This is a genomic window from Lignipirellula cremea, from assembly GCF_056501455.1.
Map to the genome: position 1 here is coordinate 3483409 of NZ_CM151415.1, position 13671 is coordinate 3497079.

The 13671-nt window shown below is 65.3% G+C and carries 11 protein-coding genes; 6 read left to right on the forward strand and 5 right to left on the reverse strand.

From position 1 onward, the window contains the following. Window positions 1-125 precede the first annotated feature (125 nt). The 4 genes from SH602x_RS13765 to SH602x_RS13780 all read left to right on the forward strand — a co-directional run bounded on the left by SH602x_RS13765 (window position 126) and on the right by SH602x_RS13780 (window position 6397). The gene (locus SH602x_RS13765) at window positions 126-1667 is read left to right on the forward strand and encodes a cytochrome ubiquinol oxidase subunit I (RefSeq protein ID WP_479472854.1); all 1542 of its coding nucleotides are present in this window, start codon (window positions 126-128) and stop codon (window positions 1665-1667) included. Further along, the gene (gene cydB, locus SH602x_RS13770) at window positions 1664-2701 is read left to right on the forward strand and encodes a cytochrome d ubiquinol oxidase subunit II (protein ID WP_479472855.1); all 1038 of its coding nucleotides are present in this window, start codon (window positions 1664-1666) and stop codon (window positions 2699-2701) included. The genes SH602x_RS13765 and cydB overlap by 4 nt, the downstream gene beginning before the upstream one ends. 210 nt (window positions 2702-2911) lie before the next feature. After that, window positions 2912-5134, forward strand: coding sequence for a hypothetical protein (locus SH602x_RS13775; RefSeq protein WP_479472856.1), 2223 nt, complete (start codon window positions 2912-2914; stop codon window positions 5132-5134). A gap of 118 nt (window positions 5135-5252) precedes the next feature. Beyond that, window positions 5253-6397 (forward strand): IS630 family transposase gene (locus tag SH602x_RS13780; RefSeq protein WP_479472857.1). Its coding sequence is split into 2 segments (ribosomal slippage): window positions 5253-5700 and window positions 5700-6397, totalling 1146 coding nucleotides; the frame shifts between segments, so codons are not numbered across the junction. A gap of 229 nt (window positions 6398-6626) precedes the next feature. Here the strand turns inward: SH602x_RS13780 and SH602x_RS13785 are convergent. From SH602x_RS13785 to SH602x_RS13805, 5 genes are all read right to left on the reverse strand, one after another. After that, complete coding sequence (locus SH602x_RS13785; protein ID WP_479472858.1) at window positions 6627-7040, reverse strand: MafI2 family immunity protein; 414 nt, start codon at window positions 7038-7040, stop codon at window positions 6627-6629. A 20-nt stretch (window positions 7041-7060) separates the two neighbouring features. Further along, window positions 7061-8146 carry a 3-deoxy-7-phosphoheptulonate synthase gene (aroF, locus tag SH602x_RS13790; protein WP_479472859.1) on the reverse strand — a complete coding sequence of 362 codons (1086 nt, stop codon included), beginning with the start codon at window positions 8144-8146 and terminating at the stop codon, window positions 7061-7063. Between the two features lie 295 nt (window positions 8147-8441). Beyond that, window positions 8442-8903: a nucleoside-diphosphate kinase gene (gene ndk / locus SH602x_RS13795; RefSeq protein WP_479472860.1), complete on the reverse strand. Its 462-nt coding sequence runs from the start codon at window positions 8901-8903 to the stop codon at window positions 8442-8444. A 279-nt stretch (window positions 8904-9182) separates the two neighbouring features. After that, on the reverse strand, window positions 9183-9683 hold the full coding sequence (locus SH602x_RS13800) for a hypothetical protein (RefSeq protein ID WP_479472861.1): 501 nt from the start codon (window positions 9681-9683) through the stop codon (window positions 9183-9185). Window positions 9684-9846: 163 nt separating this feature from the next. Continuing rightward, entirely contained in the window at window positions 9847-10569 is a 723-nt protein-coding gene (locus tag SH602x_RS13805) for a hypothetical protein (RefSeq protein WP_479472862.1), read from the reverse strand. A 129-nt stretch (window positions 10570-10698) separates the two neighbouring features. Here SH602x_RS13805 and SH602x_RS13810 point away from each other — a divergent pair, with 129 nt between their 5' ends. Both SH602x_RS13810 and SH602x_RS13815 read left to right on the forward strand, forming a co-directional pair. Continuing rightward, the gene (locus SH602x_RS13810; RefSeq protein ID WP_479472863.1) at window positions 10699-11778 is read left to right on the forward strand and encodes a bile acid:sodium symporter family protein; all 1080 of its coding nucleotides are present in this window, start codon (window positions 10699-10701) and stop codon (window positions 11776-11778) included. A 146-nt stretch (window positions 11779-11924) separates the two neighbouring features. After that, entirely contained in the window at window positions 11925-13565 is a 1641-nt protein-coding gene (locus tag SH602x_RS13815; protein ID WP_479472864.1) for a coiled-coil domain-containing protein, read from the forward strand. Window positions 13566-13671: the final 106 nt, after the last annotated feature.

Sequence of the window (13671 nt, forward strand, 5' to 3'; positions counted from 1 at the left end):
GTCGGTACGAAGGGCGACCGTTCGCCGCATGCCGGCGTCTCCTGGATGCTGACGGAACGTCCATAATGCCCAGGGTGGCGAACCGCTCGTTCGCATGCGCTACCTCGGCCAGACAGGGCACGAGCATGGACGTGGAATTCCTCAGCCGGCTGCAGTTCGCCGGCACGATCATGTTCCACTACCTGTTCCCGCCGTTAAGCATCGGGCTGGGATTGCTGCTGGTGCTGATGGAGGGATTCTTCCTCGCCACGCGGAACCCGGTCTGGGAGGCGGCGGCACGCTTCTGGACGAAGATCTTCGCGCTCAACTTCGCCGTGGGCGTGGCGACCGGCATCGTGATGGAGTTCGAGTTCGGCACGAACTGGGCCGCCTACTCGCGGTTCGTCGGCGACGTCTTCGGATCGGCGCTGGCCGCGGAAGGGATCTTCGCCTTCTTCCTGGAGTCGGGCTTCCTGGCGGTGCTCGTCTTCGGCTGGGACCGCGTGGGGCCGAAGACGCACTTCTTCGCCACCTGCATGGTCGCGCTCGGATCGATCTTCAGCGCGGTCTGGATCGTCGTCGCCAACAGCTGGCAGCAGACCCCGGCAGGCTTCAAGATCGTCCAGTACGAACTGATGGGGAAGATGCAGGAGCGGGCGGAGATCACCGACTTCTGGGCGATGGTTTTCAACCCGTCGTCGATGGACCGGCTCTCGCACACGCTGATCGGCTGCTTCGTGCTGGGCGCCTTCTTCGTCATGTCGGTCAGCGCTTACTACCTGCTGAAGGGTCGCCATCTGCAGGTGGCGGGGCGATGCTTCAAGACGGCGCTCGTCGTCGGGACGATCTCGACGCTGCTGGCGGGGGCGACAGGGCATTCCTCGGCGGTCACCGTCGCGAAGATGCAGCCGGCGAAGCTCGCCGCGATGGAGGGGCACTTCGTACAGAACGGGAAGGGAGCCGACCTGCACGTCTTCGGCATTCCCGATCCTGCCAATCAAACGGTTCATCTGCCGATCAAGCTGCCCGGCATGCTGAGCTTCCTGATCTATGGCGACCTTTCGACGCCCGTCACCGCGCTGGAGGAGATCCCGGAGAACGAACGTCCGCCGGTCCATATACCGTTCTTCATGTTTCACCTGATGGTGGGACTCGGGACGCTGATGATCGCGCTCTGCGTCACGGCGGTCGGGTTCTGGATCGCGGGCAGGCTCGAGCAGCAGCGCTGGCTGCTTTGGATCTTCGTCTTCGCGGTCTTCGCGCCGTACGTCGCCAACCAGGCGGGCTGGATCACGGCGGAAGTCGGTCGCCAGCCCTGGATCGTCTATCCGTCGGTGCAGAACGGCGTCGCGATGCGCGGCCTGAAGACCAGCGAGGGGCTCAGCGAATCGGTGAAGGCCGAGCAGGTGCTCAGTTCGATCATCGCGTTCGCGGCCATCTACGCCCTGCTGTTCGGGCTGTGGGTCTTCGTGCTGACCACCAAGATCATGCATGGCCCCGAAGAGCCCGAGCTGGCCGAGCAGCGGATCGCCAGGCAGGGGAGGGGAGGCCTCTTTCGCGTGGCGGGCGACAAGACCGATCCTTCCCGCGGGGCCCTGCTGACCGCGTCGCTCAAGCCGGGCGAGAACGACGCGGAACCGACGGGCAGCGGCGAACGCGATCGATCGAAGCAGGAGGACGCGCGATGACGCAGGAATCGCTCGCGTTTCTGTGGTTCGTTCTGCTAGGCGTGCTGCTGTCGGGCTACGCCGTGCTGGACGGATTCGATCTGGGGGTCGGCATCCTCCATCCGCTCGCGAAGGGCGATCGCGAACGCCGCACGATGCTCAATTCGATCGGCCCGCTGTGGGACGGGAACGAGGTCTGGCTCGTCACGTTCGGCGGAGCCCTGTTCGCGGCGTTCCCGGTCGCGTACGCCACCGTCTTCAGCGCGTTCTACGACGCGTTCATGCTGCTGCTGGTCTGCCTGATCTTTCGCGCGGTCAGCATCGAGTTTCGATCGAAGGTCCATTCGACGCGGTGGCGGGCCGTGTGGGATACGGGCTTCTTCCTGTCGTCGCTGGTCGCGGCGTTCCTGTACGGAGTGGCGGCAGGGAACGTGCTGGCCGGGATGCCGATCGAGGCGACGGCCGAAGGGGCGCCGATCTATACCGGGACGTTCCTCAGTCAGCTGCGTCCCTTCCCGCTGCTCTCGGGCGTGCTGACGGTGACCCTGTTCGCGATGCACGGCGCGATCTACGTCTATCTGAAGACCGAGGACGAACTGCAACGCCGCGCCCGGCGCTGGATGTGGGGAACGTTCTTCGCGTTCCTGGCGGCGTTTCTGATCGTGACGGCCTACGCGGTGATCCTCGTGCCGAAGGCCAGCGACCAGTTGCGGACGCACCCGTGGCTCTGGTTCATTCCGGCGATCAACGCGCTGGCGATCGCGAACATTCCCCGGGTGATCTATCAGGGTCGGCCGGGCGACGCGTTCCTGTCGTCCTGTTTCGCGATCGTCGCGTTCGCGTCGCTCTTCAGCGTGGAGATCTTCCCGTCGCTGATCGAATCGAGCGTCGACCCCGCCTTCGACATCACGATCTACAACGCCAGCTCGTCGGCGTCGACGCTCGCCCTGATGGCGCTGATCGCCCTGATCGGAATGCCGTTCGTCATGTCGTACACGATCACCATCTACTGGCTGTTTCGGGGGAAAGTCCGACTCGACTCGTCCAGTTATTGAGCCGCCGTCGCCGGGGCGCCGTTACGACCCGCGTCGTCGTTTCTCTCGTCCTGATCGCACCTTAAGGAAGGCGAACGCCGGACGGTCCCCCTCCTGGGAGGACGATCCTGCGCTGAACCTGCGAGAGCGATCTGCTATCGTAAGAGGACGCCGCCGCGCTTCGTCTGACCGCTGGCGAGCGCTCCTCGAGTCGGTTCCGAAGGACGTTCGGTGGCTCCCTTCTCCGTCGTCTGCCCCACCTGCGGGGCGAAGCTGGTCGTCACGAGCGCCGAGCGGATCGGCGACGTCGAGCTTTGCCCGTCGTGTCGCAGCATGGTGCTGATCGAGCCGCCGACGGTTCCGGATCCACGCGCCGCTTCGGCGCCGACTCCGCCGCTCGGTCCGAACTTCCTGGGCTCGGACGGCGAAGAGGCGACCGAGACGAATTCGCTGCTATCCAGTTCGCTCGACGACGGCGTGACCGAATCGGTCGACGTCAGTCGGGCGGAAGCGGTCGAGGCCGATCGGTCGCGGGGAAAGCGATCCCGCTTCCTGGTCGATGAGGCCGTTCCGCCGCCAACGTCCGATTCGGGGCGAAACGACGCTCCGCGACATGATTCTCCGCCCGGCGGCATCCCCTTTCCGCCCGCAGTTCCGACCGATCGTTCCGAGCCGCCGCGCAGGCTGCAGCACGCGCTGACGCTCGCGGCGGCGACGGTGACGGGCATCGGCGTCGCGGCGATTCTGTTCGTGATCGTCGTCATCGCGACCCGTTCGCGACCTCAGGAGGTCGCGACGAACCCGTCCGATCCCCCCGTCGCTCCCGCGATCGACGACGTCGGCGACACTCCGGACGTCGAACCCGTTCGGCCGCCGGACGAGGGCGACGTTCCTGTCGATCCCGAGGACGCCTTGGCGGATCCTCCCGCGGCCGGGGAAGTCGATCCCCCGGCGACGGAAGGCGACGACCCAGCGCCCGGGGAGAGCGCGATGGAGGATCCGGCCCCTGACGCTGACGACGCAACGCCGGCTGCCGATCCGGTCGACGAAGGAATGCCGCCGGCAGTCCCTGCTCCCGGGGACGACGCTCCGCCTGCCGCCCCGGGGACGGGCGAGGCGCCGCCGATCTTCGGCGCGGACGACGCGACGGTGCTTCCTCCCGCGCCGGCGGATCGCGAGGCGGCGGAGTTGGCCGAACTGCTCGAGCGGATCGCGCCCGGTTCTTCCCGCGATCCGTTCGGGGCCGAGGATCCAGCCGCCGAGGCGACCGCACGGGAACGGGAGGACGATCTGGCTTCGCTCCGCGCGGTGATGATCGAACTCGTGAACGCAGGCGGAGAAGAGGTCGAACGACCGCCGCTGCGGGCAGTCGACGTCGAAGAGCGGCTGGCCGACCGAATCGTCCGCGTTCGCCTGACCGAGAGTTCGATCGACCTGTTTCTCCATCAGATCACGGCCATCTCCGCCATTCCGCTGCAATGGGATCCTGACGTGCGACGCCTCGCACGCCTGAAGGGCGACGCGCGCATTACCGTTCGCATGGACGAAGCGACGACCGTCGGGGCGCTGCTCGACGCGGGGCTCAGTCCGCTCGGCTTCGGCGCCGTGCCGCGCGAGGGCTACGTCGAGATCCTGAAGGGCGAGAATCCGCTGGAGCTTCGTGAAGTCACGATTCCCTGGGAGGAGGTTCCGATTCCGGCAGCCCTTCGCGAAGAGTTCGTCGCGAAGCTGCGGACATGGATCGACGCGACCGGCTGGAGCGAAGACCCCGCGGGCCGCACCCTCGCCGCGACGGAGAAGGGGATCGCGGTTCGCCAGATCGAGACCGAGTTGTTCAAGATCGATCTGCTGATCGATCGACTGAGGCTGACGATGGGGCTGGAGCCCGCCCGGGGAACGCCGACCGAACTGCTCGACCCGCAGCCGGCTCATCTGCGCGGGACGGCGATTCTGGAACGACCGGCGGAACTGGTCGCGCTGCGGCCCATTCCGCTGGAACAGGCGCTGTTCGACCTGTCGCAGAGTTCGGGGCTCGCGATCGCGGTCGACTGGAACGGGCTGCTCGCGTCGGGCTGGGGTCCGATGTCGGAGACGACGTTCGAGGCGCCGAAGGCGCCCCTGCGCGAGACGCTGGCCGCGTCGCTGCGAAAGCTGGGACTCGGCTACCGCACGGTCGACGAAGCGACGATTCAGATCCTCGGTCCCGAAGCGCTGGCCCTCGGCGCCGAGATCGAGATCTACCGCCTCGACGAATCGCTCGTGGAGGGCGACCCGGCGATGTTCGTGCAGACGCTCGCGTCGGATCTGAACGCCGCGCTCGGCGAGGAGTTCAACGCGGGGCAGGGACTATGGATCTCGCCCGGCGATCGGCTGCTCGTCGCCGCCCTGCCGCGACCCGCCCAGGTCTGGCTGCATCGCCGACTGAATCCCGCGGCGAAGACGGCGTCGCGCTGAACGCGGACTGCGAGTTTCTCTTCGGTAGTAGTCGACCTGGCTTTATTCGTCAGGCGGAGGTTAACCTGATTTCGCGGAGGGAGTCGAGGGATCGTTTTCGATTTTCGCGGAGGCAGGGATGCCGGCAACGAACGAAAAGCTGGAAGTTCGTCTGACGCCTGAGACCCGGGCGGAGCTCGCGGCGTTCGTCCGCAAAGGGGACTCGCCGGCGGCGAAAGTTCGCCGGACGAGGATCCTGCTCCTGTCCGATCGCGAGCACGTCGACGGTCGTCGCACCGACGGCACGATCGCCGAGATCGTGGGGCTCTCCGAGCGGCAGGTCTGCCGGATTCGGCAAGCCTTCGTCCGCGAAGGAAACGTCGCCGCGGCGATCGAACGGAAGGCCCGCTCGGCTCCCGGCGTCCAGCCGATCTTCGACGGTCGCTCCGAAGCGAAGCTCGTTCTGCTGGCCTGCTCGACGCCGCCCGGCGGACGCAAGGCCTGGACGATGCAGCTTCTGGCCGACGAGGCGATGCGGCTGTCGATCGTGACGAAGGTCTCCGAAGAGACGGTTCGCCAGACGCTCAAAAAAACAGGCTGCAGCCCTGGCGGACGCGGCGCTTCTGCATCCCGGAGAAGGATCTCGCCCGCTTCGTCGCCCGCATGGAGAAGCTGCTCGACGTCTACGCCGAATCGTTCGACGACGAGCACGTGCTGATCTGCATGGACGAGGCGGCCAAGCAGATCCTGGCCGACGTCGAGCCGTCGCTGCCGATGACGCCGGGCCAGCCCCGCCGCGAGGACCATCACTACGAGCGCCGCGGCGTGCGGTCGATCTTCTTGTTCTTCGATCCCGTCGGCGGCTGGCGTCGCGTCTCCGGTCGCGACGGTCGAACGCGAGTCGACTGGGCCGAAGAAGTCGCCGAGCTGCTCGAGCGGGACTATCCCCGGGCCGAACTCGTCACGCTGGTCTGCGACAACCTCAACACGCACGACGTCGCGAGCCTGTACCATGCCTTCGACGCCGAGCGGGCGCATCGCCTGGCCCAGCGCCTGCGGATCGTCTACACGCCCAAGAACGGCAGCTGGCTCAACATGGCCGAGTTCGAGCTTTCCGTCCTGACGCGGCAGTGCGTCGGGCGACGCTTCGAAAGCGCGGCCGAGATGGACGAAGCGATGGCCGTCTGGCAGCGCGAACGCAACCGCCTGCGTCAGGCTGCGACCTGGCGCTTCACGACGGACGACGCTCGCGTCAAACTCAAACATCTCTACCCCAACGCCTGACGAATAAGGCTTGGTCGACTAGTAGGTCAGGCCGTGCCTGACGATGCGGAGAAACTGCTCAGCAGGGTGTGTAATCTCTCCGCGGAAAGTCCGTTCGCCCCGACCGGCGACGACAGGTCTCTGCCGTCATGAAGTAGCCGTCAGGCACGGCCTGAGCTGCGAAACTTGAAGGATCTCAAATAGTCACCGTCAACTCGGCGAGAAGGAATTCTGGAACGGCCCTGGGTTCCTATTCAGCACGCAGGAATATCCATGCAGTATGGCCGGGCAGCCGTGCTGGCACATCGATACGGTTGACGATGAACTGGACCGTTTTGATGTCGAGGAAGTCTGTAGCGACCTCGGTCGATGCGACGCTCATGCGTTCCTTGTCATCGTCACCGACTTCGCCATCGAAGTAGCAATACACCCGAATTTCTGACTCATCCCAGTCCGTAGCGACTGCCCGAAGGTTGGGAGTGACGGCTCCCAATAGGGATCGCAGCACGGAGAGGACAATGTTCCATCTCTCTGTGTGATCGATCACAGTACTCGCTTGGATGGCGGGAGCTCGCCAGAGGCCGTTGTCCCTCTGGCGAGTCGAGGAAGGAGCACGAACTAGAACCCATGCCCATGCTGCGGACGTGCCGTGGGTATGGCACACCGACGAGCCCGTGCTTTGGTTTACGCAATGACCGGTTCGGCAGCGCCGAACGTGCGGTCCATCGCTTCGGCCAGACGTCGGCAGCGGACCATCATCGCCTCGAACGTCGGGAAGTCGAGCGACTGGTAGCCGTCCGAGAGCGCCCGTTCCGGATCGGGATGAACCTCCACGATCAGGCCGTCGGCGCCGGCTGCGACGCTCGCCGCCGCGAGGTCGGGCACCATGTAGGCGTGGCCCGTGCCGTGCGACGGGTCGATGATCACCGGCAGATGGGTCTTCTTGTGGAGGAACGGGATCGACGCCAGCGGCAGCGTGAATCGCGTGTGGCTCTCGTAGGTCTTGATGCCCCGTTCGCACAGGATGACGTTCGGGTTGCCCGCGTCCAGGATGTACTCCGCGGCCAGCAGCAACTCGTCCATCGTCGCCGCCGGTCCGCGTTTGAGCAGCACGGCCCGGTGCGTCTTGCCGACCGCTTCCAGCAGGCGGTAGTTCTGCATGTTCCGCGCGCCGATCTGGAGCACGTCGGAGTACTTCGCGACCAGTTCGACGTCCTCGGAAGCGACGACCTCCGTCACGATGGCGAGGCCGGTCTCTTCGCGCGCGGCCGCCAGCAGCTTGAGCCCCTCTTCCTTCAGACCCTGGAAGCTGTAGGGGCTCGTGCGGGGCTTGAACGCGCCGCCGCGGAGAGCGGTCGCGCCGGCCTTCTTCACCGCACGGGCGGAGAGGAGGATCTGTTCCTCGGTCTCGACGGAGCAGGGGCCGGCGATCACGCCGACGACTCCCGCGCCGACGATCAGGCTGCCGGCGCGGATCTGCGTCGGTTCGGGCTTCACCTCGCGGCTGGCTACCTTGTAGGGCGCCAGGATCGGCACGACCTCCGCGACGCCGGGCCCGGATTCGAGCGACTCCTTCGTCTGCGCCCGTTTCTCGCCGATGGCGGCGATGACCGTTCGCTCGGTTCCGACGATCTTGTGAGCCTTCAGGCCGAGCGATTCGACCCGCTCCACCATGTGGGCGATCTGGGCCTGGGACGCGTTCTTCTCCATCACGACGATCATCGAAAACGACTCCCGCGGGGCGGCTAAAGGCAGTTCGGCGACAGACATCGTCAGCTTCTTCTTCGAGAGACGGGCTCCGGAGGTCAGCGACCCGCGGAGAAAGTCGTCATCGGTAGAAGCCGAAACGAAAAAACCCCGAGGGCCTGGTAGAGCCTTCGGGGCGGAGACGTTGTGCGGTTAAGCGACTTGCAGACGTTCCCGGCGCCCCTAGGCGATAGGGGTAAAGTAATAGCGCCAGGTAAAGTAGCTGCGAGTCGTCATAACTCGAATTATCGACCGGCCTCGCGGAGACGCAAGCGACGTTCGCCGAATTTTTTCGATGAATCGCTCGCGCGTAACTCGTTCAGCCCTCGTCGCCCGAGCGCATGACCGGGGTGAGCAGGGTGTCCCAGGGGCAGATCTCGTTCGGCTGGAAGTAGAGATCGATCTCCCGCTTCGCAGCGTCCTCGCCGTCGGATGCGTGGACCAGGTTCATCTGCCGGCTGCTGCTGTAATCGCCGCGGATCGTGCCGGGATTCGCCTTCAGGCCGTTCGTCGCGCCGAGCATGTCGCGGACGACGCGGATCGCCTCCAGCCCCTCGACGACAAGCGCCACGATCGGCGAGCTGACGATGAACTCTTCCAGGCCGGGGTAAAACGGCTTGGAGACGTGCTCGGCGTAATGCTGCTTGGACAGCTCGGGCGTCACGCGGAGCATTTTCATCGCGACGATCTGCAGGCCCTTGGCCTCGAACCGGGCGAGAACCTCGCCGACGAGGCGACGCTGGACGCAATCGGGCTTCAGCAAGACGAGCGTTTTCTGCATCGACGGACTTTCGTGACGGCGGCGGGTAAGGAGCGGGGCTGGGCGCGATACGAAAAAAGAGCGCCTGCACAGGCAGACGCCCCTCATGTATCCGGCGATCGGGAAACGTGCAAGTCCCTGAAGCGTTGGGGGCGAGCTAGTTTCCCCGCCTCGTGAATGGCGCGCCTCGGCTCGAACGAGAATCTGCAACCGACCGAAGGCCCATGATTCGAAGCCGAATCGATGAAAGCGCTTGCCTCGGGTCGGACTATGAGCCGCGAGCGATCAGACGGAGGGCCTCTACTTCTTTACCTTAGAGAGTTTCATCTCCCAGATGGCCGAGTCGCTCGCGGTGAAAGTTCCGGACCATTCGCCGACCTTGTTCATCTTGAGGATCGCTACGCCATCGAGTCGAGTCCCATTTCCTTCTCCGTCGAAGACGCGAAGGTCCTCGAACTCGGTGCGCGTATCGTTCCCGTCCGGTTTGTTGACGCCGACCTTCCGGTCAAATTCGGAATCCTTCGGCTTCGTCTTCTGATAGAGGACGTCTTTGAACATCCGCAGCCGGCCTTGAACCGTCGACGGTTTACGGCCTTTCTTCGTCATGTCGAACTGCCAGATGGCCCCTTCGACGAAGTTGCCGTCTTGAGCATGAATCGGACCTCGGTGAAAGGTCAGCGACGCGACTGCTGCGATGACGCACACAAGCGCCAGCCTTCGACATCCGACAGCACACATGACGAACCTCTCTGAAGTGTCCGAACATCCGACGGTGTATCGGATTGTCCAGCGGGACCGCATGGGACCTGCCGGCGCCGACAAGAGTAACCGTCGCCGCACAAAAACGCAATCAAGCTGACGAATGCGTCGCGAATCTGAACGTTTTCTAAAGATCGGAAACTTCGAGAAGAAGCTGAGCTTAGGCGCTTCGGAAATCGTTACGGTTGGCGGTGCAGGAGGAAACCTACTTCGTCGAGTCAGCCTTCTTCTCGACCTTCTCGCCGCGCAGGGTGACGTCGTCCCAGGCGGTCGTATCGTCGAAGGAACCCAGACCGATCTGCCCCCAGGCGAAGCGGTCGTCCTTGGCCGTCATGGCCGGGTTTTCCATGTCGTCGAAGTAGACGGCGATCTCGCCCGACTTGGCGTCGCGCGTGATCCGGACGTGGTGCCACTCGTCGTTCCAGGGCGTGCCGTCGGTCGTCTTCGTGCTGATCTTGGTCCGGTCGGCGGAGTCGACGACGAAGATCTGATTGGCGTGATCGTCCATCGCCTTGCCGAGATGGACGTAGTAGAACTTCGCCGGCCCCTGCCAGCCGAAGAAGAGGCACGCGTCGCGATGACCGTAGTCGGGATGCGTGCTCTTCACCTTCGCGTCGAACTGGAAGCTGCCGACGACGTGGTCCTGCAGCAGCGAGATGTTGTAGGGGCTGCGGTAGGGCGGGTTATAGTCGCTCTTCTTCGCCGTCTGATGGTAGGCCGCGTCGCCGTCGGTCGTCTCGATCTTCCAGGTCTTGGCGTCGGTCGGCTTCCAGTCGTCGGCGCCCTTTTCGAAGTCGGTCTGGTAGACGACCGGCAGCTCTTCGGCAGCCAGCATCGAGGCGCCGCCGACGGTCGTCAGCGAAAGGCCGGCGGCGACCGCGACCGCTCGAGCGGACAAGGCGAGGTCGAAGCGGAAGGGGCGGAGCATAAGACCGTCCTCTAGGAGCGTTGTGGAGAGACGAGGGGCGGGAGAGAATCGGCCTCTCGCCGCGAGGGGAACGTCATTGTAGTCGAGCCGCATGCACGATTCGGAACGGAAGGAACCAGGCGCGAGCCCATGAGAAGCTGGATCTCGCGAACGTGGTTTCTGGCGCTGCTGCTGGTCGCCCTGATCGTCGGCTCGCTGGCGGGCGAGGAGCTGAGCTTCCTGGGCGAGCATGCCTGGATTCGACGGACGATTCTGTTCTCCGTGCTCTTTCTGATGGCGTTGCCGGTGGAGCCGCGGGCGTTCGGCGCCGTCTGGATCCGCCCCGCTGCGCCGCTGCTCGGTATCGCGGCGAACGTCATGCTGGTGCCCGTGCTGGGGATCGGCGCCGCCTGGGCGCTGTCGACGAGCGGGCTCGACGGCGGCGGACGCTTTCCCGGCGGTCTCCTGATCGCATGCATCATTCCCTGCACCCTCGCCTCGGCCAGCGTCTGGACACGCCGCGCGGGCGGCAATGACCTGATCGCGATGGCGGTGATGCTGGTCACGAACGGGCTCTGCTTCGCGATCATTCCGGCATGGCTGTCGATCCTGCCCCCGTCGCTGCTGAACGGCGGCGGCGTGACGGTCGAGATTCCCATTCTGCAGACGGTCCTGGAACTGATCCTGTTCGTCGTGCTGCCGATGGCGCTCGCGCAGGCGACAAGATTTCTGCCGGGCGTGAAGCCGTTCGTCGCGAGCAAGCGAACCATCCTGAGCGTCGCGACCCAGTGCGGCGTGCTGTCGATGGTTCTGATCGGCATGGTGCAGACGGGCCAGCACGAAGGGAGCCAGTCCGGCTCGGGTCAGATCGTCGCCGAGCGGACGCTGCTCGATCTGCTGGCGATGGGCTTGGCGACGGTGGCCGTTCACGTTTCGGCGCTCGGCGCCGGGTGGTACGGCTCCGGCTCGCTCGGATTTCGGCGGGAGGATCGAATCGCCGTGGCTATCTCCGGCAGCCAGAAGACGCTCATGATCGGCCTCGATCTGGCGGCGACGTTCGGGTTCTCGATCCTGCCGATGATCACCTACCACGCGGGGCAACTGATCCTCGACACGCTGTTCGTCGAACGCCTGGTCGCGACGGCGCCGAGGTCCGCGCATGATCCCGGCAGCGTTTCAGAAGCAGAGAGCGTTCCTGATTCGGCATCGCCCGGGGCCGAAGCACGCTGAGCCGCGTCGGACGGATCGCCGGCGATCGATTCGATTCCTCCGGTCCTGACGTCCGGATTGCCGGAGTTCGCCGTTTGACCCGAGGTCGTTCCTGACCTATCTATTGCGGTCCGTCGATTCCTGCTGCCTCTCGTCTGCGACCTGGCATGGACCGCGCCCGTCGTTCCTCCCTGCGCGAATCTCCCGATCGGACCCCCGGGTTCGAGGGGTGGATCGAGGCGTGCGCGGAGATCGAGGCCGATCTGCCGATCCGCAGCGAAAGCTTCGATCGCCTGCGAAAGACGATCGAATCCGAACTCGACGCGTTGCAATCGGCGCTCGCGGAAGAACGCGAACGGCGCCAGACGCTCGAACAGGAACTGGAAGCCGAGCAGACGCGCCCCCGCGGCGGCGGCGCCGAACTCGAAGCCGAGCGCAAGCGCCTGCGCGACGAACTGGATCGCTCCGACGAGCAACGTCGCCGACTGGCGAAGCGGCTCACCGAATGGCGCAGCCAGATCGGCAAGTCCGTCCACCACGAAGTCGACGGCGCCTTGAAGCGGGCCGAAGCTCGCGAAGCTGCCTGCCGCGAAGAGCTGACGGCGCTTCAGGAAGAGACCGCGCGGACTCGCAAGGAACACGAACGGCACGTCAGGACGTTCGCCCAGCGGATCGCCGAACTCGAATCGTCGCTCGCCGCCGCGGAATCCTCCGCGTCGAAGGGGCGTTTCGACGACGACCTTCTGCTGCGAAGCGAAGCCAGCGAACGTCGCTGCGTCGAACTGGAAGCCGAACTGGTCTCGCTCCGCGCCGCGGCGGCGGCTCGCGAAGGCGATCTGACCCACGACGACGAAGTCCGCGAACTGCGCGTCGAACTGGAACTCTATCGCGAAAGCGAAGCCGCGCTCCGCAAGGAGACGGCGGAGCTGCGCGAGCGTCTGGAACGAACGCAAGCCTCGTCCGAGGATATCGCGGAGAACGAAGAGCGTCTCGCCGCGTTCGCTCTCGCCAGCGCCGATCGGATCGCCGACGACGAACGCCGCGATTCGCAACTCGAAGAGCTTCGCCAGGAACTGGCGGAAGTCGAACGCGAACTTGCCCAGGAACGAGAGATTCGTCTTTCGCTGGAAGAAGAACGCGAAGCCGCGGAAGGAGCTGCGTCCACGGGCGGAAGCGATCTTCAGCGACGTTACGAATTCGCGATGGAGGACGTCCGGTCGCTCAAGCGCCGCGTGCTCGATCTCGAGGACGAAGTTCGTCGCGCGAAGTCGTCGGGCGGCGCGAGCGCCTCCGCGGCCTCGGGCGGCGGGCTCGACTGGGAATCGCAGAAGCGTCGTCTGCTCGAGCAACTCTCCGAGGAATCGGACGACTCGCTCGACGCCGAAGAGCGGACCGCGATCGAGAACGCGATCAAGGTCACCGACGAAGTCATCGCGGAGAAGGAAGCCGAACTGGAAGAGCTGCGGCGCCTGCTCGAGTATCGGGCGTCCATGATTCCTGACGCCGCCGTCGGGGCCGCTGCGCTCGGCGCGATCCTCGACGCCGACGAACTGATCGTCGAGGAACGCGAGCGCCTGAAGCTGCTGCAAACGGAGTGGGAAGAAAAGCTTCGCAGCGCCGAGGTCGATCTGTCGCTCGAACGGGCCCGGCTGTCGCGGGAGCGGCTGGAACTCGACGACGCGCGCCGGGAGATCGACGAGTTCCGCAAGGAATTCGCCGCCGCCAGCAAGCGACCGGGCTCGAAGACCGAGCCGGGCAGCCCGAAGCGCCGCTGGATGTTCCGTCTGGGACTGAGCGACGAAGAATAGTGCGTGTCGCACTCACATGTAGCGTTCCCGGCGATCTGAATCGTCGCGTAACCGGCGCATAGGCCGCTACAGTTTCGCGAGACGCGATCTAGGTCGCCCGCGACGG

Bases quoted from the DNA above. Each gene is read 5' to 3' on its own strand.
- SH602x_RS13765 (WP_479472854.1), top strand. From the start codon at position 126: ATGGACGTGGAATTCCTCAGCCGGCTGCAGTTCGCCGGCACGATCATG.
- cydB (WP_479472855.1), top strand. From the start codon at position 1,664: ATGACGCAGGAATCGCTCGCGTTTCTGTGGTTCGTTCTGCTAGGCGTG.
- aroF (WP_479472859.1), bottom strand. From the start codon at position 8,146: ATGTCTGTCGCCGAACTGCCTTTAGCCGCCCCGCGGGAGTCGTTTTCG.
- ndk (WP_479472860.1), bottom strand. From the start codon at position 8,903: ATGCAGAAAACGCTCGTCTTGCTGAAGCCCGATTGCGTCCAGCGTCGC.
- SH602x_RS13800 (WP_479472861.1), bottom strand. From the start codon at position 9,683: ATGCGGTCCCGCTGGACAATCCGATACACCGTCGGATGTTCGGACACT.
- SH602x_RS13805 (WP_479472862.1), bottom strand. From the start codon at position 10,569: ATGCTCCGCCCCTTCCGCTTCGACCTCGCCTTGTCCGCTCGAGCGGTC.
- SH602x_RS13810 (WP_479472863.1), top strand. From the start codon at position 10,699: ATGAGAAGCTGGATCTCGCGAACGTGGTTTCTGGCGCTGCTGCTGGTC.
- SH602x_RS13815 (WP_479472864.1), top strand. From the start codon at position 11,925: ATGGACCGCGCCCGTCGTTCCTCCCTGCGCGAATCTCCCGATCGGACC.